Raw genomic sequence first — 23,086 nt, 5'->3', positions numbered from 1 at the left:
GCGCCATCGACTTGCAGCCCGAAACTGTCGTTTCCTGGCCGCACCGATCGCCCCTGGTGATACTCCAAAACCGCTGTCAAGAAAAGGACTTAGGCCCGGCCGCCCCGTTCTTCAAGCAGTCTGCCGGCGGTCTCCCGCGCCCGGCCATCCGCCTCCTCAACGCCCTCCAGGGACGTCAGGGGCGTGGAAGGGTGGCGGTCCAACGTTTCTTCGACCACCGCCGCGATGTCCACAAAGGCAATCTGCCCTGCGAGGAACGCCGCCACGGCAACCTCGTTGGCGGCGTTGAGCGTGGTCGCGGCCGTGCCGCCGGCCCGGAGCGCGGCACGCGCCAGTGCCAGGGCGGGGAACCGCCGGGGATCGGGTGCTTCGAAGTCCAGCCGTGCGATGGCCGCCAGGTCCAGGCGGTCCACCGGGGTCGCCATGCGCTCCGGCCAAGCCAGGGCATAGGCGATCGGGGTTCGCATATCCGGTTGCCCGAGCTGCGCCAGGACGGATCCGTCAACGTAGGACACCATGGAGTGGATCACCGACTGCGGATGAACCAGGATGTCGATGCGGTCCTCCGGCATTTCGAAGAGGTGGTGCGCCTCGATGAGCTCAAGGCCCTTGTTCATCATGGTCGCCGAATCGACGGAAATCTTGGCCCCCATGTCCCAGTTCGGATGGGCCACCGCCTGTTCCGGGGTCACGGCCGCCATCTCTTCCAGCGACCAGGAGCGAAAGGGCCCGCCCGAGGCGGTCAGCACAAGGCGGTCCACGGTCTGCCGGTTTTCCAGGTCCAGGACCTGAAAGATGGCGTTGTGCTCGGAGTCCACAGGCAGGAGCTGCGCATCGCAGCGTGTCACCTCGCCGGTCATAAGGCCCCCGGCGCAGACCAGGGTTTCCTTGTTGGCGAGCCCCACCACGCGGCCCTGCCGGATTGCCGACAGAGTGGGCGCAAGCCCGGCGGCGCCGACAATGGCGGCCATCACCCAGTCACAGGGCCGGGCCGCGGCTTCGGCCACCGCCGCCGGCCCCGCCGCGGCCTCGACGCCGCTGCCGCTGAGCGCCTCCTTCAGGTCCGCGTAGCAGGTTTCGTCAGCCACCACGGCCAGGCGGGCGCCGAAACGCTTCGCCTGAAGTGCCAGACGGGAAACCGACCGGTTCGCGGTCAGGGCCTCGATCTGAAAGGCTTCGGGATTGCGCTCGACAAGGTCCAGCGTGCTGCAACCGATGGATCCGGTCGACCCCAGGACTGTCAGGCGCTTGGGCTGGGTCGCGGTTTTCAGGGAAGGCGTTGCCAAGGACATCTGTGATCTCAAACCTCTAGGACCCATACACACAAGAAGACGACGGGCAGCACCGCCAGCAGGCCGTCGACACGGTCCAGGATACCACCATGACCGGGAATCAGGTGACTGGAATCCTTTACCCCGAAATGGCGTTTGCAGAACGACTCCAGAAGATCCCCGCCCTGCGCCACGACGGCCATCCCAAGGCCGGCCAGAAAAAGCGTGATCGCTTGCTGTTCGAGCCAGGGGGCCGCCAGCGCGCTGACCAGACCGGCAGCCAGGGCGCCGCCGATCAGGCCGGCCCAGGTCTTGTTCGGGCTGATCCTCGGCGCCAGCTTCGGCCCGCCGATCCCGCGGCCTGCGAAATAGGCGCCGATGTCCACCGTCCAAACCACCGCCAGGATCCAGAAGATCAGCGTACGCCCCTGCTCCGGCACATGTCTCAACCAGAGGAAGGATACCACCGCGAGTCCTATATAGAGGGTGCCCGCAGCGAACCACAGCGCCTGGCCCCGGTGCAGCAGGAGGTTCACCAGAAGCACCGCCAGCGTGCCGACCAGCAATTCGAGCAGGACGTATTTGGAAAGCTCGAACGCGAACGACAACGGCAGTGCGACCAGCGCGAGGATGACGAGATAGCCACCCGGAAGGAGCTTGCCGCCGGCACAAAGCCGCGCCCATTCCCAGCCCATCAGGCCCGCGGCGACCAGCATCAAGGCATCCAGCCAAAGGCCGCCGACATAGATATCCGCCAGCACCAGCGGCGCCAGCACCACCGCAGAGAGGATGCGGACTTTCAGCAAGCCCGCTGCCTATTGGGATTCGGCGGCGGCGCCGTAACGGCGGTCGCGGCGGAGGTATTCCTCAACGGCGGCCATCAGATCGGCCTCTTCGAAGTCGGGCCAGAGCTTGTCGACAAAGACCAACTCGCTGTAGGCCGCCTGCCACAGGAGGAAGTTGCTGAGGCGCTGCTCGCCCGAGGTCCGGATCAGAAGATCGGGATCGGGAATCCCGGCCGTCAGCAGCCCCCGGGCGAAGAGATCCTCATCGATCATCGCCGGGTCGAGCCGGCCCGCGGCCGCCTCCTCCGCCAGCCGGCGTGCAGTGGCGGCGATCTCCTGGCGGCTGCCGTAGCTGAGGGCAATGATCAGGTTCAGGCGCGCGTTGTCCCGGGTGCGCCTCTCCGCTTCATCGATCAGGCGGGCAATATCGCCGGGCAGGCGATCCCGCTCCCCAATAACACGCAGGCGGATGCCTTTTTCGTGCAGTTCCGCCAGTTCGCTCTGCAGGTATCGGCGCAGCAAGCCCATGAGGTCTTCGACCTCGGTCATCGGGCGCCGCCAGTTCTCGGACGAGAACCCGTAGAGGGTGAGATAGGGGATGCCCATCTCCGCCGCGCCGGCTATGCAGCGGCGTACGGCCTCGGCGCCCTGGCGGTGGCCCAGCGTGCGCGGCAGGCCGCGCGCGTTCGCCCAACGCCCGTTTCCATCCATAATGATCGCCACGTGCTGCGGCAGCACCGGGTCGGCTGAGAGACGAGACTCATCCATCGCAATCAGACCTGGAGTATCTCCTCTTCCTTCTGCGCGAGGGTGTCATCGACCTTTTTGATGTGGCTGTCCGTCAGAGTCTGAATCTCCTCCGACCAGCGATGGTGCTCGTCCTTAGAGATTTCAGAATCCTTTTCCATTTTCTTGAGCATCTCCATACCGTCGCGGCGCACATTGCGGACCGCAACCCGCGCCTGCTCGGCATACTTTCCTGCAATCTTCGTCATCTCGACGCGCCGCTCCTCGGAGAGCGGCGGAATGGGCACACGGACAAGCTGCCCGTCAGTGGCGGGATTGAGGCCCAGGCCGGAGTCCCGGATCGCCCTTTCCACGGCTCCCACAAGACTGCGGTCCCAGACCTGAACGGTCACCATGCGTGGTTCCGGCACCGAGATGCTGCCGACCTGGTTCATCGGCGTCGCGGCGCCATAGGCATCCACGGTGATCGGCTCCAGGAGGCCGGCTGAGGCACGGCCGGTCCTGAGCCCGGCGAACTCCTTATGCAGGGCATCGATGGCGCCATCCATCCGACGCTTGATGCCGCTTAGGTCTGGGTCTGCCACGTTTTAGTCCTCGTTTCTCACCAATGTATAGCGCCCGTTGCCGGCCAGGACCTCGGCAAAGGCCCCCGGCCGGTAGATTGAAAAGACCAGGATCGGGATCTTGTTCTCGCGGGCCAGAGAGATGGCCGCATGATCCATAACCCCCAGATCGTCGGTCAGCACGGTCATGTAGTCCAGGCGTTCGTAGCGCGTCGCATCCGGCGACTTTTCCGGATCGGCATCGTAGACGCCGTCGACCTTCGTCCCTTTCAGCAGGACGTCGCAGCCCATCTCCGAGGCCCTCAGGGCTGCCGCCGTGTCAGTCGTGAAATAGGGGTTGCCGGTGCCGGCGGCAAAGATGACCACCCGGCCCTTTTCCATGTGCCGCTCCGCGCGGCGGCGGATATAGGGTTCAGCGATCGTGTCCATCGGAATGGCCGACTGGACGCGTGTATCGACGCCGATCTGCTCCAGGGCGTTCTGCAGGGCCAGCGCATTTATGACCGTCGCCAGCATTCCCATATAGTCGGCCGAGGCCCGCTCCATGCCCGCAGCTGCGACCGAGACGCCGCGGAAGATATTGCCGCCGCCGACCACCAGGCAGACATCGACGCCCAGGGCCCTGACCTCGCCCACGTCGCGGGCGATCTGGGCCACCATGTCCTTGTCCATGCCATACTCGCGATCGCCCATCAGGGCTTCGCCGGAGATCTTCAGAAGCACGCGCTTATAGCGCGGTGCAGGGTGCAGCTGGGTTTGCGTCTCGGACATGAGCCTCTGTGGAGCCTTGCGACAGATACGTGTCGGCGGGAGTGGAGCGGGCCGTATGGTAATGCGCCCAGGGCCTTCGCGCCAGTGGCCCGAGGCCCCCGGAGGCGGGACAAATCTATAGCCGAGAAAGCTTTGCGCGACAATTGTGGCTAAACGGCGGCGATCCAACGGCCCATTCGCCGAACCTGCCCCGGGCCCACCCTAAGGGAGGGCCCGGAAGAGCAGTGCAGCAAGCCGGAAGTCGGTTTTAGCCGCCGAGGGTGGCCGCCACTTCCGCCGCGAAGTCGGCTTCTTCCCGCTCGACGCCTTCACCGAGCTGGAAGCGGTGGAATCCGGCGATTTTGACCGGGGCACCGGCGTCTTTCGCCGCGGCTTCCAGTACCTTGGAGACCTTGTTCTCACCGTCGATGACGAAGACCTGCTCCAGCAGGCAGACCTCCTCGTAGAACTTCCGCAGGCGGCCCTCGACCATCTTTTCGATGATCTCCTCGGGCTTGCCGCTGGCACGGGCCTGTTCGCTGAGCACGCTGCGCTCGCGCTCCAGAGAGGACGCATCGACGCCGTCACGGTCCACGGCCAGCGGCTGGGCGGCGGCAACATGCATGGCAAGCTGACGCCCAAGGGCTTCCAACTTGGCCGTGTCGCCCTCGGACTCCAGGCCGACCAGGACGCCGATCTTGCCGAGCCCCGGCGCTGTCTGATTGTGGATGTAAGAGCAGACCACGCCCTTGTTGACGGAGATCCCGGCACTGCGCCGCAGGGCCATGTTCTCGCCGATCTTAGCGATCATGTTGGTCAACTCGTCGGCGACGGCGTTGCCGGTGGACGGAAAACTCGCCGCCTTGACCTGCTCCAGATCGCCGCCGACGCCGAGGGCGATCTGGGCGCAGCTACGCACGAAGTCCTGAAAGGTCTCGTTGCGGGCGACGAAGTCGGTTTCGGAGTTCACCTCCACCACCGCACCGGCGGTGCCTTCAGAGGCGACGCCGACCAGCCCCTCGGCTGCCACGCGGCCTGCCTTCTTGGCGGCGGCAGCCAGCCCCTTTTTGCGCAGCCAATCGACCGCAGCCTCCAGATCGCCGTCCGTTTCGGTCAGCGCCTTCTTGCAGTCCATCATCCCTGCGCCGGAGGATTCGCGCAGCTCCTTCACGAGTGCCGCGGTAATCTGAGCCATGACTCGTTCCCTTTTCTTGGAGTCCAATGTCGCCTGGAAGCCCGGCGGCGGGCGCCGCCGGGACCGATCCTCAAGTGCCGAAAGCCTCAGCCGCCTGTCGAGGCTTCCTTGGGCGCCTCGCCCTCAGACGCGGCCTCGGCGGCCCCAATGGCGGGCTCTGCAGTGGCTTCCGGTGCTGGTTCCGGTGCCGCTTCGGGCGCTGCTTCTGCGGGCGCTGCTTCTGCGGGCGCTGCTTCTGCGGGCGCCGCGGCCGGCGCCTCTTCGGGCAGGACCTCGACCGGGGCCTCTTCCGCTGCCCCGGCGTCCCCGCCGGTCGCCGTGAGCTCGGCCTGAATGCCGTCGAGGACGGCATCAGCGATCAGATCGCAGTAGAGGCTGATGGCGCGCAGCGCATCGTCGTTTCCGGGGACCGGGAAGGTCACGCCCTTGGGATCCGAGTTGGAGTCCAGGACACCGATGACCGGGATATTGAGGTTCGTGGCCTCATCGACGGCGATGTGTTCCTTGTTGGTGTCGATCACGAAGATGACGTCCGGCAGCCCGCCCATCTCCTTGATCCCGCCAAGGGCGCGCTCCAGCTTGTCGCGCTCGCGGGTCAGGTTAAGCAGTTCCTTCTTGGTCAGCCCGATGTGTTCTTCAGCGAGCTGGTCCTCAACCGTGCGAAGCCGCTTAATGGAGTTGGAGATGGTCTTCCAGTTGGTCAGCATGCCGCCCAGCCAGCGGTGGTTGACATAGTACTGACCGCAGCGCTTGGCCGCCTCCGCCACCTTTTCGCTGGCCTGACGCTTGGTGCCGACGAAGAGCACGCGGCCGCCGCCGGCCACGATGTTGCGCACTGCGACAAGGGCCTGGTTCAGCAGCGGCAACGTCTGCTCCAGATCGATGATGTGAACGCCGTTGCGCGCCCCGAAAATGAACGGGGCCATGCGCGGATTCCAGCGACGGGTGGTATGTCCAAAGTGGACGCCAGCTTCCAAAAGCTGACGCATCGAGGGGCTCGGAAGCGCCATGAGATCTTCTCCGGTTGGTCCACCGCGGGCCTGTCATCGGGACTTTGCCGAGGCTGCGCCAAGGCTGCGTCCTGACACCGGAGCGACGGTCGGGATGTCTCCCCGCCAGCCGCAATGCCCGCGTGTGAGATTGAAAACGTGGGGGATGTAGCCGCCGACAGCGCAAAAATCAAGCACAAACAGGCCGATTCGGCCCCTGCCCACGCCCGTCTGTCAGCCCCTCTTTCCCCGCCGCCGGCACTATGGCGCAGGCCGGCTGCCTGCTGCTGGGGTCAGATAGCGGCCGACGAGAGCCTGAGCGGCCTCCTGCATCGCCGCCTCCGCGGCTTTCAGGTCGCCGTCGTTGCTGGCGAGTAGGATCGCCGTCCTATGTTCCGGCAGAAGCAGCATCAGGGCGTACCACATGGTGTTGGAGCCGTTGTGCCACAGCAGCGGCCCGCGCGCGCCCAGACCGGCAGCATCGCCCGCCACCCAGCCATAGGCATAGTCCTCCAGCAGGGGGCGGTGCAGGCGCCGAAAAGTCTCAGGCTGCAGCAAGGCGCCTTCGTCGCCGGGTCCCGCCAGGTGCGCCTGCACGAAGCGCGCCCAGTCCTGCAGCGACATGTGCAGCGTGCCCGCCGGCCCCAGGACCGCGTTGTTGTCCGCCTTGGGGCCTGGTGCGACTGCCCGTTTCATCATCCCCAGGATCGTCTGGTGGCCCCAGGGCTGCTCGATGCCGTCGGCCCGGCCCGGTGCCCCGAACCCGGCGGATGTGATGCCAAGCGGCATGAAGACCTCGCGCCGCATCAACGCTTCCCAGGAAGCCCCGGTTGCCTGCTCGGCGATGACGCCCGCCAGGGTATACCCCACGTTGGAGTAGAGATGGGTGCTGTGCGGCGGGTGGACCGGTGCTTCCGTGAGGACCTTCATCACCGCTTGTAGCCGCCTGCCCGGGAGTTCGCCGTCAACGGGAGGGCGCTCGAGGTTAGAGAAGAAGGAGAAGTTCGCCGGGAGACCGCCCCGGTGGGTCAGAAGGTCTTCCAGCGTGACCGAATGGTAGCCGCCGTGAATGCCCTCGGTTTGGGCTGGAAGCAGGTTGGACAGAGGCGTTGCCCAGTCCAGAACCCCGCGCTCGACCAGGCGGGCGATCATGGTCGCCGTCATGGCCTTCGTCACGGACCCCAGATGCCAGAGGTCGTCCGTGGTCACAGCGGCCGAATGGCCCTTGCGCCTCAGGCCGACGGCTGCCACCTCGCGAACTTCACCGTCCTTCAGCACCAGCCCGGCCAGGCCAACGAGACCGTGTTTTGCGCGCTGGGCCTCCAGCGTCTGCTTCAAAGACGTCGCCTCCACCGGATAGCCTGCACAAGGCCAGGCAATGCCCAGCAGGGCAACCGCCAGGACGCGCCGGATGCCCCTCAACCGGATGCCCCTCAACAAGGGCGCCCAAGGCTGGACGCCCGCTGTGCGGGCGGACAGATCCCGGCAGCGCCGGGAACTGCAGCGCTCGAGAGCTTCAGATCTTGTACCCTTCGTCCTGGAGCTTGGAGACCATGCGTCTGTTGATCTCCTGTCCAACGGCCATGCCCCACCGCTGGCCGATCATCATCGACTCCGTGGTCACCTGCGGCAGCTTCTTCACCACGCTGCGCCCAACCGGCGTGCGGTAGAATGCCAGCATGCCGTCAATCTCCTCTTCGGTGAAGATGCGGTCGTAGACGGGAACGGTCTGTTCGATAAAGGCATCGAGCGATTCCATGAAGGCCGCTTCACCTTCCTTGATCACCAAGGCCCAGACCTCTTCCGGGACGTCGGGACGCAGCCTCTTCAAGGTGCCGGTGCTCTGCTTGATCGCCAGCGGCAAAACCTCCTGCAGCAGGCTTTCCATCTGGCTGATCTCAAGCAGATCTCTGATCTTGTCTGTCTTGTCCTGTGCCTGAGCGGTCTGCGCGCCGGCGGCAAGGCCGATAAACGCGACTGCTACCACGAACACTGCCCTCACTGTGCCAAGCATGACATGATCCTTTCCATTGAAGCCCTGCCCATCGGAACCCGGCGTGCCTCGTGTGACGGTTTCGAAGTCCGGCACATCAACTGTGCCGGACTTTGGTGACCAAATCACACTAGAATCGTTTGTTCAGCGTCCTTGCGATTCCGGAACCCACACCCGCGAGTTCCAGGATCAGGGCACTAGCGGTCCTGCATCACTAGTCCCGGAATGGCCTTGATGGCCTGCCGCGTGGCCGGCGACAGCCGGTAGCCGCCGCCGAGCGCCAGCTCGACCTCCTGCCCGTCTTCCAGGGTCAGCACCAGCTTGACCTTGCTGCGCCCCCTGCCCTCGCGCTCCAGCAGCGATTTCAGGCTGTTCAGCGGAGCGGGATCGTGCAGGTAAAGGTCCAGACCCTTGGAAGCCTTGGCCGCCGCATTGTCGAGCGGCTCCAGGGACTGCGCCGTCAATCGCGGTTCGTCCTCGCCGCGTTGCTCGACGGAGACCTTAAGCAGCAGAGGCTGGCCGCCGTCCAGCAGATCCCGCGACTGACCGAGGGTTTCCGAGAACAGGGTGACCTCGAAAACGCCGGCGGCATCGGTGAACTGCACGAAAGCCATGCGGTTGCCCTTGCGGCTGTTGAGCTCGCGTTTGCCGATGACGATCCCGGCCATTGTTACGATGCCGGCGACGCCGCCCTGCAGGACCTCGCTGCTGGTCGTCACCGCCATCTTCTCCAGGGTGGTACCGTAGGTGTCGAGCGGATGGGCCGAAAGGTAGAAGCCGATGGCGTCGAACTCGTGGTTCAGGCGCTCCATGCCCGGCCAGTCCTCGACCGGCGGCAGCGGCAGAGGGGGCGCCGCGGCGTCTGCAGCAGCCCCGAAGAGATTGACCTGCGCGCTCTCCCGCTCGTTGGCCGCCGCGCTGGCGTGGCGGACAATGGTTTCGGCGGCATGATAGACCTGCGCCCGGTTGGGACTGAGCTCGTCAAAGGCGCCGGCGCGGGCCAGGTTCTCTACCTGGCGCTTGTTGATCAGCTTGACGTCGACGCGCTGAGCGAGATCGCCCAGGCTCCGGAAAGGCCCGGCACTGCGCCGCTCCTCGACTACCGCCTGCATGGCGGCCGCGCCAACGTTCTTCACCGCAGCCAGGGCGTAGCGGATTGCTGCCGTCCCGTCTTCCTGGATTTCAACCGAGAAATCGCGCTCCGAGCGGTTGATGTCAGGCGGCAGCAGCGGAATGCCGAGGCGCTGAAGCTCCTGGCGGAAAACGTTCAGCTTGTCCGTATTGCCCATGTCGTAGGTCATCGAGGCAGCGATGAACTCGACCGGGTGATTGGCCTTCAGATAGGCGGTCTGATAGGCGACCAGCGCGTAACCGGCCGAATGGGCCTTGTTGAAGCCGTAGCCCGCAAACTTGTCGACCAGGTCGAAGACGTAGGAGGCGCGGTCCTTCTTGACGCCCTTCTCCATGGCCCCTTTGACGAAGACATCGCGCTGGGCATCCATCTCGGCCTTGATCTTCTTGCCCATGGCCCGGCGCAGCAGGTCCGCCTGGCCCAGGGAGTAGCCGGCGAAGACCTGGGCGATCTGCATCACCTGTTCCTGATAGATGATGACGCCATAGGTGTCCTTCACCACCGGCTCGATGGTCTCGTGGAGAACCTCCGGCTGTTCGCGGCCATACTTGCAGGCCACGTACTTCGGAATGTTCTCCATTGGCCCCGGGCGGTAGAGCGCGACCAGGGCGATGATATCCTCGAAGGTATCGACCCGCGCCTCGCGCAATAGGCTGCGCATGCCGGAACTTTCAAACTGGAACACGCCGATGGTGTCGCCGCGGCTCATCATCTCGAAAGCCTTGGGGTCATCCAGCGGGATGTGGGCCAGATCGACCGCCGTTCCGCGCCGCTCCAGAAGCTCGCAGGCGCGCACCAGCACCGTCAGTGTCTTCAGGCCCAGGAAGTCGAACTTCACAAGTCCCGCCTGCTCGACATACTTCATGTTGAACTGCGTGACCGGCATGTCGGAGCGCGGATCGCGGTACAGCGGAACGAGCTTGTCGAGCGGGCGGTCGCCGATCACCACACCGGCGGCATGGGTGGAAGCATGGCGGTAGAGACCTTCAAGGCGGAGCGCGATGGTGATCAGCCGGTCCACCGCCTCGTCGTCCCGCCGCATCTCCTGAAGCTGTGGCTCGCCGTCGATGGCCTGCTGCAGGGTGACGGGGTTGGCCGGATTGTTGGGCACCAGCTTGCAGATGCGGTCGACCTGCGGATAAGGCATCTGCAGCACGCGGCCGACGTCGCGCAGGGCGGCCCGGGCCTGCAGCTTTCCGAAGGTGATGATCTGGGCCACGTGGTCGCGGCCGTATTTGTCCTGAACGTAGCGGATCACCTCGTCGCGGCGGTCCTGGCAGAAGTCGATGTCGGAGTCCGGCATCGACACGCGCTCGGGATTGAGGAAGCGCTCGAACAGCAGGCCGAAGCGTAAGGGGTCCAGATCGGTGATGGTCAGCGCCCAGGCGACGACGGAACCGGCGCCGGAGCCGCGTCCCGGCCCGACCGGAATGTTGCGCGCCTTCGCCCACTTGATGAAGTCGGCGACGATCAGGAAGTAGCCGGCGAAACCCATTTCCTGGATGACCTTCAGCTCGAAGGCCAGGCGTTCGCGGTAGGGCGCCGCAACCGCCTCGCGCTCCGCCGCTTCGACGCCCGGGAAGACCTGGTCCTCCAGGCGCCTCTCAAGACCCGCCTCGGACTGGGCGTTCATTTCCTCTTCTTCGCTGCGGCCCGCTGTCGTTGGGAAGGCCGGCAGGATGGGCTTCACGAACTCGGGGAAGTAGGCGCAGCGCTCGGCGACCACCAGCGTGTTGTCGACCGCCTCCGGCAGGTCGGCGAAGAGCGCCCGCATTTCCGCTGCCGACTTGAAGCCGTGGTCCGGCGTCAGGCGCCGGCGGTCGCTTTGGGCGATATAGGCCCCTTCAGCGATGCAGAGCAGCGCGTCGTGGGCCTCGTAGTCGCCGGCGCCGGGAAAATAGGCTTCGTTGGTAGCGACCAGGGGCAGGTCGTGGGCGTAGGCCAGATCCAGCAGCCCCCCTTCGATGGCGTCCTCTTCAGGCAGGCCATGGCGCTGCAGTTCGACGTAGAGGCGCCCGGAAAAGATCGTCATGAGGCGCTGGAGAAGGGCCTCCGCCGCTGGCTTCTGTCCGGTCGCCAGCAGCCGGCCCAAGGCACCGGAGGTGCCCCCGGTGAGCGCCAAAAGCCCCTCGGCATGATCAGCCAGGACATCGAGGCTGACCTGGGCCGCCTCGCTGGGCTCGCTCTCCAGAAAAGCGACCGAGACAAGGTGCATGAGGTTCCGGTAGCCGACCTCGTTCTGAACCAGCAGCACGAGTTGGTCGGGCGGCGGCGGCGTACCGTTACGCTGTTCGGAGTCCGGGCGGCTGATCCCAAGCTGGCAGCCGATGATCGGCTGAATGCCGGTTTTCTGTGCTTCCTGAGCGAATTCCAGCGCGCCGAAGAGGTTCCCGCTGTCGGTCACCGCAACGGCAGGCATGCGCTGCTCCTCGCAGAGCTTCACCAGGGCCTTGGGGCGGATGGCCCCTTCGGAGAGCGAGTAGGCGGAATGAACCCGCAGATGAATGAAGTCGGCGCGTGACATCACTCAAGTCTGCCCCTGGGCGGGGAGTCGCGTCATCGCGAACAGGTCGCGAACCCCTGTGGGTAACTCCGGGCCGTGCTCCGGCCTGCCCCGGCCTAGCCTGGGGGGCTTCATCAGGCTTCGACGATATGCCCATGCTCCAGGCGCAGGATGCGGTCCATGCGCCGGGCGAGGTCCATGTTGTGGGTGGCGATGAGTGCCGCCAGGCGACCGTTGCGGACCAGCCCGACAAGCTGCGCGAAAACGCCGTCGGCGGTATCGGGGTCCAGGTTGCCGGTGGGTTCGTCGGCCAGCAGGACTGAGGGATCATTGGCGAGCCCGCGGGCGATGGCGGCACGCTGCTGCTCGCCGCCCGAGAGACGGGCGGGTCGGTGGTCCGCGCGCGGCGTGAGGCCGACGGAGTCCAGAAGCGCTGCAGCACGGGCTTTCGCATCCGAACGCCCCACCCCGGCGATCATCTGCGGCAAGATCACGTTCTCCAGGGCCGAGAACTCCGGCAGCAGGTGGTGATACTGATAGACGAAGCCGATTGTTCGGCGGCGCAGCGCCGTGCGCGCATTGTCGGAAAGCTTCAGGCAGGGGTCGCCATCGATCAGCACTTCACCATCGTCCGGTTTCTCGAGCAGGCCGGCGATGTGCAGCAGCGTCGACTTGCCGGCACCGGACGGGCCGACCAGGGCCACCATCTCTCCGGCCCGTATAGCGAAGGAGGCGTCGTTCAGCACCTCCAAAGCGTTGCGGCCCTGCCGGAAGACGCGCTTGACCTGCCGCAGTTCCAGGTTCGGGGCTGCGTTGCCGCCGGGCTTTCCTTCGGCCATTGCCTTGGGGGCCTCATTCATAGCGCAGGGCCTCGACCGGATCGAGGCGCGCAGCCCGCCAGGCCGGATAGAGCGGCGCCAGGAAAGACAGCGCCAGAGCGAAGATCACGACGACAACGACCTCAGCCGGATCGACCACCGCCGGCAGGCGCGAGAGAAAATAGATCTCCGGATCGAAGATGGTCCGCCCGGTCAGGTTCTGAAGACCCTCGCGCAGGGTTTCGATGTTGGCGGCGAAAGCCAGCCCCAGGCAGAATCCCGTCACCGTGCCGATAACCCCGGTGCTGGCGCCGCTCAACAGGAAGACCCGCAGGATCATGCCCCGCGTCGCCCCCATGGTGCGCAGGATGGCGATGTCGCGCCCCTTGTCCTTCACCACCATGGTCTGGCCGGAGATGACGTTGAGAGCCGCGACAACGGTGATCAGCGACAGGATCAACGCCATCACGTTGCGCTCGACCTGGATGGCGTTGAAGAAGCTGGCGTTGGTCTGCTGCCAGTCCACGGTCCGGAAACCGGGACCGAGGGTACGCTGCAGGTCGTAGCGCGCCTCCAGTGCCTCATCGGGGTGGCCGACGAAGACCTCCAGGGCATTCACCGCTTCGGGCAGGCGGAAGAAGAGCTGCGCCGCCTCCAAGGGCATGTAAATGAAACTGTTGTCGTACTCATACATCTGAACGTCGAAGAGCGCGGCGACCCGATAGGTCTTCATCCGCGGCACGGTCCCGACAACCGTCGTCGTCCCCTGCGGGGCCACCAGGCGCACACTGTCGCCCACTCTGAGACCCAGTTGCCGCGCCAGCCGGTACCCCATCAGCACGCCGCCTTCGGCGCTGTAATCGTCGAGGCTGCCGCCGACAATGTTATCGGCCAGGATCGGCCGCGCCTGGATATCCTCCCGGCGCATGCCCCGCACCAGGGCGCCGGTCGCCGCCCCCTGCGCCGTCACCATCACCTGTCCCTGGATCTGCGGCGTCGCCGTGGCGATGCCCTCGACCGTCAGCAGCCGGCTCGCCACGGCGTCGAAGCCCTGGATGCCGCCGCCGTCAGCATAGACGGTCAGGTGGCCGTTGACGCCCAGGATGCGCGACAGCAGCTCCTCGCGAAAGCCGTTCATCACCGCCATGACAATGATCAGCGCCGCGACGCCGATCGCGATCCCAAGAATGGAAAAGGCAGCGATCAGAGAGACCGTGCCTTCCTGCTTGCGGGCCCGCAGGTAGCGCAACGCCACCATGCGCTCGAAAGCACCGAAGATCATCAGGCTGCCGAATTGGTCAGACGAGCGACCGCGGCATCGGGGGAGAGCTCTTCGCGCTCCTCGTTGCCGCCGCGGCGCTTCATCTCAACGACGCCGTTCTTCAGGCCGCGGGGGCCCACCACCAGCTGCCACGGCAGACCGATGAGATCCATGGACGCGAACTTGGCGCCGGCGGGCATATCGCGGTCGTCGTAGAGCACCTCGATCCCGGCTTCGACGAGCTGTCCGTAGAGCCTGTCGCAGGCCGTCGCGCAGTCGGCGTCGGTGGCCCGCAGGTTGATCAGGCCGAGCTTGAAGGGCGCCACGGATTCCGGCCAGATGATGCCGTTGTCGTCGTGGCTCGCCTCGATGATGCCGCCGACCAGCCGTGACACGCCGATACCGTAAGAGCCCATGTGGATCGGCACGGTCTGGTCGTCCGGCGTCGTCACCAGGGCACCCAGGGGCTCCGAGTACTTGGTGCCGAAGTAGAAGATGTGGCCGACCTCGATGCCGCGCCCGACATAGCGCCTGGCCTCCGGCACCGCGGTCTCGAAGAGCGCCTGGTCGTGTTTCTCGTCGGTGCGGGCATAGAGGTTGGTGAAGTAGTCCACCACCTTCTGAACACCGCCGTCGTCCTTGTAGTCGAAGTCCTCGCCCAGGACATCGTGATCGAGGAAATCGCGGTCGCAGTAGACCTCGGACTCGCCGGTCTCCGCCAGTACGATGAATTCATGGCTGAGGTCGCCGCCGATGGGCCCGGTGTCGGCCTCCATGGGGATCGCCTTCAGCCCGAGGCGCGCAAAAGTCCGAAGGTAGGCGACGAACTGGCGCTGATAGGCCCGCCGGGCGCCCTCGTAGTCCAGGTCGAAGGAATAGGCGTCCTTCATCAGGAACTCGCGCCCGCGCATGACGCCGAAGCGCGGCCGCACCTCGTCGCGGAACTTCCACTGGATGTGATAGAGGCCCTTCGGCAGGTCGCGGTAGCTCTTGGCGCCGTTGCGGAAGATCTCGGTGATGAGTTCCTCGTTTGTCGGTCCGTAAAGCATCTCGCGCTCGTGACGGTCCTGGATGCGCAGCATCTCCTTGCCATAGTCGTCGTAGCGACCCGACTGTTTCCAGAGATCCGCGGATTGGATCGTCGGCATCAGCAGTTCCTGGCAACCGGCGGCATCCTGCTCTTCGCGGACGATCTGTTCGATCTTGCGCAGGACGCGATAGCCCAGCGGCAGCCAGGAGTAGATCCCCGCCGAGGCCTGGCGGACCATCCCAGCCCGCAGCATAAGACGGTGGGAGACGATCTCCGCTTCCTTCGGGGTCTCCTTCAGGGTGGGCATGAAGTACTGCGAAAGGCGCATGCGATACTCTGGCGATAAGCTCTGGCAGTGAACACAAGGCCCGCGGCGACCGGGGCCAGACCGGCCGGGGCCAAAGCGGGAGGTGAAGGTTGTATATGGGAAGCCCCGGGGCTTGTCCATGCCGGGACAACCCGGCCCTGTCCTTGCCGAACCGCCCTATTTGGCCTCATCAGCGCTCCGAAGGATGCGCTGGCAGCGGGCGGCCAGTTCGGCCTCGGCCTCGGACTGCAGGGGCTGGCCGTTGAAGAAGGCCTCTCCCGTCGCGAGATCGACGGTCACCTCGCCGATAAAGGCGTCGGCTTCGAAGTTGACGCCCCCGGCTGGAATGCCGAAACGGTCGAAGAGGTCGACCTCGATAGGGATGACGACAGCCTGCGGCAAGGCCAGCGGCGGTGCAGCCCCCGGCTCGGCAGCACCGAGGTCGGCAGGGGCAACCGGCCGGCCCCGCACATCCACGCCCGGCTGATAGGCGACATCGGCCGCCGGCACATGCCGGACCAGCCGCTGGCAATCCGCCCGGGTGATCGTGAGATAGGGCTGTTCGGCCCAAGCCGGGCCCGCTGTCCCGGCCGCCCCGAGCCACAGCCCGAGGGCCGCAGCCAAGAGGCCTGCAGCGGACGTCTTGGGAGCCAGGGGCCGGGAAATCAGGGGCGAAGCCATGGGCCGACCCTAGGCGGGAGCGGCTTAAGAAAGCCATAAGGATTTCCTATGCGAGTCCGGGGCTTCGGACCCGAATACCAGAAGCAATTCCGTGTCATGTACCCATTTGTTGCAATGCAACATGCACTTACGCGCGGAACCTGATAGAAAAGAGATGACGGACGATCCCGCTTACGCTAATAATGATGCCCCGTAAGAACTGCCTAATTAAAGGCAGCGCGGCCCAGGTTTAGGGTGGAAACGCCTGATAGACGGCACAATGGGCCGTCCAACAAAATGAGGGTTCTGCAAGGAACTCCGCAACCTGACAGGGAACTGGCAACGGCAAGCCTCGAGCTTGCCTATTTTTTTGCCCTTTTGGCCTTTTCCGGGCTCGTCTTTTTCGCCTTTGCGGCGTCCATCCACGGCGGGTTCAGACGGGCGATCCTCTTGTAGACCGGGCAGCTTTCACGGTGGGCGCCGGGCAAATACCCGATGCTCATCAGAAACTCGCCGACGATCTCGCCTCCGGTGAACTTGAAAGTCTTGCGGAAGAGCTTCACCCAGTCCTCCTTGGACAGGGGGTGGTGGGCGGCGATCCAGCCGCCAAAGGACCCGTAGTCTGCCCGCAGGGCGACGATGCGCCGGGCATTCTCGATGGCCGCATTGACCTTCAATCGGTTGCGGATGATGCCGGCATCGGCCAGCAGACGGGCCCGGTCCTTCTCCCCATAGGCCGCCACGCTGTCGATATCGAAGCCGCTGTAAGCGGCACGAAAGTTGTCCCGCTTCTTCAGCATCAATTCCCAGGACAGCCCGGCCTGGTTGATCTCCAGGATCAGCCGCTCGAAGAGCACAGCCTCATCGTCGACCGGAAATCCGTACTCCCAGTCATGGTAGTGGGCATGAATGGGGTTGCCCGGCGCAAAATCGCAATAGCTGCTCATGGTAAGGGGTCCGGTGAAATCCGAAGGAGACGCGAGCGCGCAGACCGTCAGGCATTCGGGCGAAAGCTGATCCAGTCCTGCTCGATGATGAAGTAGATGATGGTGGTGATGACAGCGGAAATCAGGGTCGTGGCCAGGACCTTGCGCCATAGCATGGGGCGCTCCGGCGCCCCCACCTCATGGCCGGGAGGCGGGTTCTCGAGCCGCTTTACGCCGAACGGCAGCGTGGTCAGGAAAACCACGCACCAGACCATGCAATAGACCAGGATGCCCGTGAACCAGTTCATTGGGCGGCCTCAGGCCTGCTCCAACTCGACCAGAGTCCCGCAGAAGTCCTTGGGATGGAGAAACAGCACCGGCTTGTCGTGTGCGCCGATTTTGGGCTCGCCGTCGCCCAGAACGCGGGCGCCCTCCGCCTTCAGATGATCGCGCGCGGCGAGAATGTCGTCGACCTCATAACAGACGTGATGCATGCCGCCGGAGGGATTGCGCTCCAGAAAGGCGGCGATAGGCGAGTTTTCGCCGAGGGGATGGAGAAGTTCGATCTTGGTGTTCGGCAGGGTGACGAAAATAACCGTCACGCCGTGGTCCGGCTGCGGGACAGGCTCGGAAACCTCGGCCCCCAGCATACTGCGGTAGACCGCGGCGCCGGCCTCCAGGTCCGGCACGGCAATGGCGATGTGGTTCAAGCGGCCGATCATTCTGCACCTCCTCTCGTCATCGACATCCCAGACTACTCGAAGCGGATCACGTGGACCATCGTCACCGGTTTCTTGCCCAACAGGCGATTGACGGTCCGGCGGACCGCTTGTCCAACCACCTCCTCCACAGCCATATCGTCACGGCGCTCGCGCTTGCCAAGGCGCCGAACGGCATCCCGCACGGCCCGATCGAGCTCTTCCAGCTCCTCGCGCTCCTCCTGGGGCTCGAAAAGCCCGGCAGTGCTGATCTCGGGGTCGCCATCGAGCTGCCCGCGCTCATCCAGCACGACCGTCACGGCGGCGGCCCCGTTGAAGACCATCTTCTGGCGGCTCTTCACCACCGGGCTGTTGAGCGGCAGGAGGCGCCGCCCCTCATAAGCCAGACGGCCAGCGGGCACCTGATCGACGATCCGCGCCTCCCCCGGCGCAAGCTGAATCATCGCCCCGTTGCGCGCCACGATCTGCTGCGGGACCTGGCACTCCTTTGCGATCTGGGCGTGGGCGGCCAGATGGCGGGGTTCGCCATGCACCGGCACCGCGACCCGCGGGCGCACCCATTGGTACATCTGGATCAGTTCCTCGCGCCCCGGATGACCGGAGACGTGAATGTCGTGATCCCGGTCGTCGATAATGTCGATCCCGGCCTCGACCAGGGCGTTCTGCAGTTCGAGGATCTTGGTCTCGTTGCCGGGAATGACCCGCGACGAGAAAACCACCGCATCGCCACGGTCGAGGGCGACGGTGGGATGATCGCCGCGCGCCAGGCGCCAGAGGGCCGCCCGCGGCTCGCCCTGGCTGCCGGTGCAGAGCAGCATCACCTCATCGCGCGGCAGGTAGTCGATCTCGTCCTCTGACAGGAAGGGCGCGTGTCCCTTCAGATAGCCGCTTTCCTCCGCACACTCGACGATGCGGTGCATGGAGCGGCCAAGCAGGCAGACCCGCCGGCCGGTCTCTTCGGCCACCCGGATCACCGTTTCCAGCCGCGCGACGTTGCTCGCGAAACAGGCGACGGCAACCCGCTGCTTGAGGCCGGAGATAACAGCGCGGAGGTGTTCGCGCACCTCGGACTCGGAACCGGCCTCGCCGGGAACCATGGCATTGGTGGAATCACCGACCATGGCCAGGACGTCTTCCTCGGCGAGCGCCTTCAGCCGCAACTCGTCGTAGTTGTCACCGACCAGCGGGTCGGGATCCAGCTTCCAGTCGCCGGTGTGAAGAACGGTTCCGGCCCCCGTGCGGATCACCACGGCATTGGGCTCTGGAATCGAGTGGGTCAGCGTGATCAGCTCGATCTCGAAAGGCCCGACGGAGAACTGGCCGGACAGCGGCACCTCCGTGAGCGGCACCTCATCGAGCAGACCGAACTCCGCCAGCTTGCGCCGCAGCAGGGCGGCCGTGAAGCGCGTGGCGTAGACCGGGCAGCGCAGCATCGGCCAGAGATAGGGCACCGCGCCGATGTGATCCTCATGGGCATGGGTCAGCACCAGGCCGGCCAGGTCCTCGCGCCGCTCCTCGATGAAGAGGGAATCCGGCATCAGCACATCGATGCCCGGCAGGCGGCCGTCGGCAAAGGTGATACCGAGGTCCACCATCAACCAGGCGCCCTTGTGGCCGTAGAGGTTGAGGTTCATGCCGATTTCGCCGGTGCCGCCGAGCGGCAGGAAGTAAAGGCTTTCGGCGCCGAGATCGGCGGCGGCGTAATCGCCCTCCATGGCCTCAGTCTCCTGTGTTCGCGGCGTGGATCAGGCAGAGACCGCGCAGGGTCAGGTCCTGATCGACGGCCTCGATGACCGAGGTCGCTTCGGCATAGACCGGGGCCAGGCCGCCGGTGGCGATCACCTTCATGGGTTGACCGTACTCTTCGCGGATGCGTGAGACCAAGCCCTCGATCAGCCCGACATAGCCCCAGTAGATCCCGGACTTCATCCCCGGAACGGTATCCTTGCCGATCACATGTGCGGGCCGTTCGATTTTGACCCGCGGCAACTGCGCAGCGGCGCGGTAGAGTGCCTCGCTGGAGTGCTGGGCCGAAGGGGCGATCACGCCGCCCTCGTAAGCGCCGTCGGGGCCGATGATGTCAAAGGTGGTTGCCGTCCCGAAGTCGATGGCGATCAGCGGGCCGCCGTAGCTGTGATGGGCAGCCACGGCGTTGACGAGGCGGTCGGCGCCGACGTTTTCCGGCCTGTCCATGCGCACCTCAATCCCAAGGTCGACCTGGGGATCGCCGATCACCATGGGTTTGGCCTGAAAGAACGACTCGCAGAGCGCGGTCAAATGATAGGCGGCAGCAGGCACCACGTTGGCAATGATCGCCTGCGTGACGTCAGCGGGCCGCAGATCCTCCAGGGTCATCAACTGGGTAAGCCAGACCGCATACTCGTCGGCCGTGCGCTTGGAGTCGCTGGACGCACGCCACTTTGCCCGCAGCGCCTCTCCATCAAAAATGGAGAAGACCACATTGGTGTTTCCGGCATCGACGGCAAGCAGCATGGGCTCTCCTTCCCCGACCCGCGTTACGGGGCCCCGGGGAAGTAAACCTCCCCCGCCGTGATGCTGCGCTCGCTGCCGTCCGCCAACGTCAGGCGGAGGGCGCCCTCAGCGTCCAGGTCCTCGAAGCGGCCGGTCAGCGTCTCCCGCGGCAGGCGCACCTCGATGTCCTTCGACAGTCCTTCGGCGTGGTTGAGCCAGGCCTGGCGGATCGGTGCAAAGCCGTCGTCGAGCCAGCGGTTGATCCAGGAGAGGCAGTGGCGGCTGAAGGCTTCGAGCAGGTCGACAGCCGTCACACTGGCCGGACAGCCCTCGAAGTGCAGGCTGGTGGCCGGATAGCGCGCCTGGGTGGGAAAGGACGTCACGTTGGCGCCCAGGCCGATCACCAGCCAGTCAAGGCTGCCGTCGGGTCTGCCCTTGGACTCCAGCAGAATGCCTGCCCCCTTGCGGCCGTTGAAGAGCACGTCGTTCGGCCACTTGTAGGTCACCTCAATCAGCGGCGGGGCGACACTGCCGACGGCGTCCCCCAGTGCCAGAGCCGTCAGGAAGCTTAACTGCGCGGCCTGTTCCAGCCGGCAGTCGGGACGCACGATGAGGGAGAGAAAGAGGTTGCCCTGGTCGCTGTCCCAGCCGCGCTCCTGGCGGCCGTAGCCGGCGGTCTGGCGCAGCGCCCAGATCAAGGTGCCGTCCTCGGCGCCCTCATCCGCACGGCGCTTGGCCTCACTGCTGGTGCTGTCGATCTCCTCCAGCTGAACCAGGCGGTAAGCCGGGGGCAGCTTCGGCACGCGGTCCTGCGATGCTGCCGGTGTCATCCCTCGAACAGCGAGGCCGCCGCAAAGGCCGTGCCGTCGCCCAGGGGCGCGAACCATACTGTGGTCAGCAGGATCAGCAGGCTGGCGCAGGCGACGATCACCGTCATTTCGCGGCCGATGGGCCGGTCGAAAGCCTCGACCGGGTCATCGAAGTACATCAGCTTCACGATCCGCAGGTAGTAGAAGGCGGCGACCACAGAACTCAGCACGCCGGCCACGGCCAGGACATAGAGCTGGGCCTCGATGGCGGCCAGGAAGATATAGAACTTGCCGAAGAAGCCGACCAGCGGCGGAATGCCCGCCATGGAGAACATGAAGGTGGCGAGCGCGAAGGCCATGCCGGGATTGGTCTTGCTGAGGCCCTTCAGATCCTCGATGCCCTCCACCATGACGTCCTTCTGGCGCATGCAGAGAATGCAGGCGAAGGTGCCGAGGTTCATGACGAGGTAGATCGTCAGATAGATCAGGATCCCCTGGACCCCCTGCTCCGTGCCGGCGGCGAGCCCAATCAGGGCGTAGCCGATGTGGCCGATGGAGCTGTAGGCCATCAGGCGCTTGATGTTGGTCTGGCTAATCGCCGCGACGGCGCCCAGGACCATGGAGGCCAGGGCGACGAACCAGATGATCTGCTGCCACTGCGCCACCAGGTCGCCGAAAGGTTCGATCATCACCCGCACGATCAGAGCCATGGCGGCCATCTTGGGGGCGGTGGCGAAGAAAGCCGTGACCGGCGTCGGTGCCCCTTCGTAGACATCCGGCGTCCACATGTGGAAAGGCACGGCCGAAACCTTGAAGGCGAGACCCGCAGCCAGGAAGACAATGCCGACGATAAGGCCAATGGGCGGCGCCTCGTCAGCCGCATTCATCTGGGCCATGAGGCCGGCCAGGCCCTCGAAGGAGGTCGTCCCGGCAAAGCCGTAGACCATCGACATGCCGTAAAGCAGCATGCCCGAGGACAGCGCGCCCAGCACGAAGTACTTCAGTCCGGCCTCGCTGGAGCGCAGGTGGTCGCGGCGGAAGGCCGCCACGACATAGAGGGAGAGACTCTGCAGTTCGAGGCCGAGATAGAGCGACAGCATGTCGTTGGCCGAAATCATCAGCAACATGCCGAGCGTCGCAAAGAGGATCAGCACCGGGTACTCGAAGCGCGCCATCCCCTCCCGCTCGATGAAGCGGATGGACATGATCAAGGTGACGGCGGAACCAACCAGCGCCAGCAGCTTCATGAAGTCCCCGAAGGCATCGGCCACAAAGAGCCGGTTCAGGGCAACCTCGTCGCGGCCCATGGTCACGAGGATCATGATGAAGGCCACGGCAAAGACCCCGACGGTCAGCCAGAGCACCAGACGGGTGCTGCCGTTGCCGCGGAAGACGCCCAGCATCAGCAGGGCCATGCCGCCGATGGCGAGCAGGAGTTCCGGCAGGACCGCCGTGAGGTTCAGTTCGTTCATCGCCCTCTCCTACCGCGACGGCCAGAGGCCGGCCAGCAGCGGGCCCTCGGCGCTGGCAAGCGCAAGCTGATAGTTCTCGACCAGGCGCTCGACCGAGGGCGCCATCACATCGATGAAGGAAGCGGGATAGATCCCCATCCACAGCACGAGGATGACCAAGGGTGCAAAGACCGCCTTTTCCCGCCAGTCCATATCCAGGATCGACTTCAGATCGTCCTTGGTGATCTTGCCGAAGATGATCCGCCGGTACAGATAGAGCATGTAGGCGGCGCCCAGCACCATGCCGGTGGCCGCCAGCAGCGCCACCCAGGTGTTGACCTGAAAGGCCCCGACCAGCACCAGGAACTCGCCGACGAAGCCGCTGGTCCCCGGCAGGCCCACCGAGGCCAGCATGAAGAGCATGAAGACCAGGGCATAGGCCGGCATGCGCTCGACCAGGCCGTCGTAACGATCGATCAGGCGGGTATGCATACGGTCGTATACGACGCCGACAATGAGGAAGAGCGCGGCCGAGACGATGCCGTGGGAGAGCATCTGAAAGATCGCGCCCTCGATACCCTGCTGGTTGGCGGCGAAGATGCCGATGGTCACGAAGCCCATGTGGGCGACCGAGGAATAGGCGATCAGCTTCTTCATGTCCTCCTGGGCCAGGGCCACGAGGGAGGTATAGATCACTGCGATGAC

General features: G+C 65.2%; 22 protein-coding genes. All 22 read right to left on the bottom strand.

Annotated elements, in window-relative coordinates:
- Positions 1-89: 89 nt before the first annotated feature.
- The gene (locus tag Q0982_RS21055) at positions 90-1,292 is read right to left on the bottom strand and encodes a 1-deoxy-D-xylulose-5-phosphate reductoisomerase (RefSeq protein WP_299399385.1); all 1,203 of its coding nucleotides are present in this window, start codon (positions 1,290-1,292) and stop codon (positions 90-92) included.
- 8 nt (positions 1,293-1,300) lie between these two features.
- Positions 1,301-2,077 carry a phosphatidate cytidylyltransferase gene (locus tag Q0982_RS21050; RefSeq protein ID WP_299399382.1) on the bottom strand — a complete coding sequence of 259 codons (777 nt, stop codon included), beginning with the start codon at positions 2,075-2,077 and terminating at the stop codon, positions 1,301-1,303.
- Between the two features lie 9 nt (positions 2,078-2,086).
- A complete protein-coding gene (locus Q0982_RS21045) occupies positions 2,087-2,824 on the bottom strand; it encodes an isoprenyl transferase (protein ID WP_299399379.1) in 738 nt (245 codons plus the stop codon).
- Positions 2,825-2,829: 5 nt separating this feature from the next.
- Entirely contained in the window at positions 2,830-3,351 is a 522-nt protein-coding gene (gene frr / locus Q0982_RS21040) for a ribosome recycling factor (RefSeq protein WP_322097082.1), read from the bottom strand.
- Between the two features lie 39 nt (positions 3,352-3,390).
- Positions 3,391-4,137 carry a UMP kinase gene (gene pyrH, locus Q0982_RS21035; protein ID WP_299399374.1) on the bottom strand — a complete coding sequence of 249 codons (747 nt, stop codon included), beginning with the start codon at positions 4,135-4,137 and terminating at the stop codon, positions 3,391-3,393.
- 247 nt (positions 4,138-4,384) lie between these two features.
- A complete protein-coding gene (gene tsf, locus Q0982_RS21030; RefSeq protein WP_299399371.1) occupies positions 4,385-5,311 on the bottom strand; it encodes a translation elongation factor Ts in 927 nt (308 codons plus the stop codon).
- Between the two features lie 86 nt (positions 5,312-5,397).
- The gene (rpsB, locus tag Q0982_RS21025) at positions 5,398-6,321 is read right to left on the bottom strand and encodes a 30S ribosomal protein S2 (protein ID WP_299399368.1); all 924 of its coding nucleotides are present in this window, start codon (positions 6,319-6,321) and stop codon (positions 5,398-5,400) included.
- A 240-nt stretch (positions 6,322-6,561) separates the two neighbouring features.
- The gene (locus tag Q0982_RS21020; RefSeq protein WP_299399366.1) at positions 6,562-7,722 is read right to left on the bottom strand and encodes a serine hydrolase; all 1,161 of its coding nucleotides are present in this window, start codon (positions 7,720-7,722) and stop codon (positions 6,562-6,564) included.
- A gap of 94 nt (positions 7,723-7,816) precedes the next feature.
- Entirely contained in the window at positions 7,817-8,287 is a 471-nt protein-coding gene (locus Q0982_RS21015; protein WP_299399363.1) for a DUF2059 domain-containing protein, read from the bottom strand.
- Between the two features lie 203 nt (positions 8,288-8,490).
- The gene (gene dnaE, locus Q0982_RS21010; RefSeq protein WP_299399362.1) at positions 8,491-11,949 is read right to left on the bottom strand and encodes a DNA polymerase III subunit alpha; all 3,459 of its coding nucleotides are present in this window, start codon (positions 11,947-11,949) and stop codon (positions 8,491-8,493) included.
- Positions 11,950-12,062: 113 nt separating this feature from the next.
- Positions 12,063-12,767, bottom strand: a complete 705-nt coding sequence (locus tag Q0982_RS21005; protein WP_299399359.1) for an ABC transporter ATP-binding protein — start codon at positions 12,765-12,767, stop codon at positions 12,063-12,065.
- 13 nt (positions 12,768-12,780) lie between these two features.
- The gene (locus Q0982_RS21000; RefSeq protein ID WP_299399356.1) at positions 12,781-14,028 is read right to left on the bottom strand and encodes a lipoprotein-releasing ABC transporter permease subunit; all 1,248 of its coding nucleotides are present in this window, start codon (positions 14,026-14,028) and stop codon (positions 12,781-12,783) included.
- A complete protein-coding gene (gene proS / locus Q0982_RS20995; protein WP_299399355.1) occupies positions 14,028-15,365 on the bottom strand; it encodes a proline--tRNA ligase in 1,338 nt (445 codons plus the stop codon). Before proS ends, Q0982_RS21000 begins: the two co-directional genes overlap by 1 nt.
- 156 nt (positions 15,366-15,521) lie before the next feature.
- A complete protein-coding gene (locus Q0982_RS20990) occupies positions 15,522-16,025 on the bottom strand; it encodes a hypothetical protein (protein WP_299399353.1) in 504 nt (167 codons plus the stop codon).
- A gap of 341 nt (positions 16,026-16,366) precedes the next feature.
- Entirely contained in the window at positions 16,367-16,951 is a 585-nt protein-coding gene (locus Q0982_RS20985; RefSeq protein ID WP_299399351.1) for a DNA-3-methyladenine glycosylase I, read from the bottom strand.
- 47 nt (positions 16,952-16,998) lie between these two features.
- Complete coding sequence (locus tag Q0982_RS20980) at positions 16,999-17,238, bottom strand: DUF1467 family protein (RefSeq protein WP_299399350.1); 240 nt, start codon at positions 17,236-17,238, stop codon at positions 16,999-17,001.
- 9 nt (positions 17,239-17,247) lie between these two features.
- Positions 17,248-17,652, bottom strand: a complete 405-nt coding sequence (mce, locus tag Q0982_RS20975) for a methylmalonyl-CoA epimerase (protein WP_299399347.1) — start codon at positions 17,650-17,652, stop codon at positions 17,248-17,250.
- Between the two features lie 32 nt (positions 17,653-17,684).
- Complete coding sequence (locus Q0982_RS20970) at positions 17,685-19,364, bottom strand: ribonuclease J (RefSeq protein ID WP_299399345.1); 1,680 nt, start codon at positions 19,362-19,364, stop codon at positions 17,685-17,687.
- 4 nt (positions 19,365-19,368) lie between these two features.
- Complete coding sequence (locus Q0982_RS20965) at positions 19,369-20,142, bottom strand: type III pantothenate kinase (protein ID WP_299399342.1); 774 nt, start codon at positions 20,140-20,142, stop codon at positions 19,369-19,371.
- 23 nt (positions 20,143-20,165) lie between these two features.
- Complete coding sequence (locus Q0982_RS20960) at positions 20,166-20,924, bottom strand: biotin--[acetyl-CoA-carboxylase] ligase (RefSeq protein ID WP_299399340.1); 759 nt, start codon at positions 20,922-20,924, stop codon at positions 20,166-20,168.
- 23 nt (positions 20,925-20,947) lie between these two features.
- Entirely contained in the window at positions 20,948-22,402 is a 1,455-nt protein-coding gene (gene nuoN / locus Q0982_RS20955) for an NADH-quinone oxidoreductase subunit NuoN (RefSeq protein WP_299399337.1), read from the bottom strand.
- A gap of 9 nt (positions 22,403-22,411) precedes the next feature.
- On the bottom strand, positions 22,412-23,086 hold a 675-nt coding region (locus Q0982_RS20950; RefSeq protein WP_299399335.1), incomplete at its 5' end, for an NADH-quinone oxidoreductase subunit M.

Source organism: Pelagibius sp., from assembly GCF_028281305.1.
Lineage (GTDB): Bacteria > Pseudomonadota > Alphaproteobacteria > Kiloniellales > Kiloniellaceae > Pelagibius.
This window is presented reverse-complemented; position numbering and strand designations above follow the sequence as displayed.